1 pseudogene is annotated in these 1,587 nt (G+C 38.7%); it reads left to right on the forward strand.

Annotated elements, in window-relative coordinates:
- Window positions 1-183: 183 nt before the first annotated feature.
- Window positions 184-1,330 (forward strand): annotated as a pseudogene (locus tag QT987_RS29690) (IS4 family transposase).
- Window positions 1,331-1,587: the final 257 nt, after the last annotated feature.

Below are 1,587 nucleotides of genomic sequence, written 5' to 3' on the forward strand. Positions count from 1 at the left end.
TGTGTCCTATTTTATGACACTTTGTGTACTCTGCTTATTTTTTTTTCTGTGCTACCGCTACTTATTGAGCGGATACCTAATTTTTTATTATACCCTATTTAAAGGCACAACAGCTTAGAATCTCCCAAGCTCAAAAGTAGCGAGGTATTCAAAGCAATAGAGAGAGCGATTCCATCAACAGAAATAGAAGCGGCTATCCTGAAAACAAAAGCAAAAGAAAAACGGCATCGTGCGCTACCATCACAACTGGTAGTATGTTTGATCGTAGCAATGAGCTTATGGTCAAAAGACTCAATGCGGGACGTACTAAAGAATCTGATTGATGGACTTAATGAAGTCTGGTTGAAAACTGGTAAATTCTGGAAAACTCCCTGCAAGGCAGCTATTACTAAAGCCAGAAAAAGATTAGGGCCTTCTGTAATGAGCCAGCTATTTAATCAGTTGGTACGACCAATGGCTACAACTGAAACAGTAGGAGCTTTTCTGAATGGATTGAGAGTTGTAGCAATAGATGGAACCTGCGAGTGACATCCCAGACAGTGATGAAAATGCTAGAGTTTTTGGTCGTCCAGGTAGCCGTCCAGGTACAAGAGCTGCTTTTCCAAAAGCTAGATTAGTTATTTTAGTAGAAGCAGGAACACACTTAATATTTGATGCCTTAATATGTCCATATAAGATGGGAGAAAGAGTCAGAGCGTTAAGATTATTGCGGTCAGTTACTAAAGAAATGTTGCTAATGTGGGATAGAGGTTTGCATTCGTATGCGATGGTATGGACCACGCTCAGCAAGGGTTGTGGCTATTTAGGAAGAATTCCATCAAATGTTAAATTCCTCAACGAAACACAGCTAGAAGATGGTTCTTACTTAAGTTTTATTAATCCCCCAGGCCAATTCAGGAAAAAAGGATTTAAACCAATCCAAATCAGAGTAATTGAGTACACGATTGAAAACTTAAATGACCCAACAGCAGAAATTAAGTATCGTTTAATTACAAGTTTATTAGACCCTCAAAGATTTCCGGCAAAGTTATTGGCGGCCGAATATCATCAACGTTGGGAAGTGGAAAATACAATTGATGAATTCAAAGTACATATCGGGGAAAGAAAAACTCATGTTCGCTCTCAAAGACCAAGAGAAGTAGTACAAGAAATTTATGGCCTATTATTAGGACATTGGGCTGTCCGGTCATTAATTTGTCAAACAGCGCATAGTGCAGAAATTTCCCCATTAAGTATCTCTTTCACGGGTACATTACGAGTTATTCGTCGCGCTGTCCCAAAATTCCAGCGACTAGAAGCACAAGAAATCCCCTTTTTTTTACTTGGTTGAATTTGGAGATTCTTGATGCGACTTTGCCACAAAGAGTTGAGAGAAATAACCCAAGAGTTGTGAAAAAACCTGTTTCAAAATTTAAATCCAAAAAAGTTAAACACAGAGGTACTGGAATAAAAATTAATTCTCCTATTTTTAATATTTTAAAGCCTCCTAACCCTTAAGTAAACCGTATTGGGATATAAACGCCACATCCTCAAAGATTTAGAGAGTGGTGTAGTTTGCGCCGTGGCATTGACTCGCGCAAATACTCC

The sequence above is a fragment of the Microcoleus sp. SVA1B4 genome (assembly GCF_036700545.1).
In the GTDB taxonomy this organism is placed as follows: domain Bacteria; phylum Cyanobacteriota; class Cyanobacteriia; order Cyanobacteriales; family Microcoleaceae; genus Microcoleus.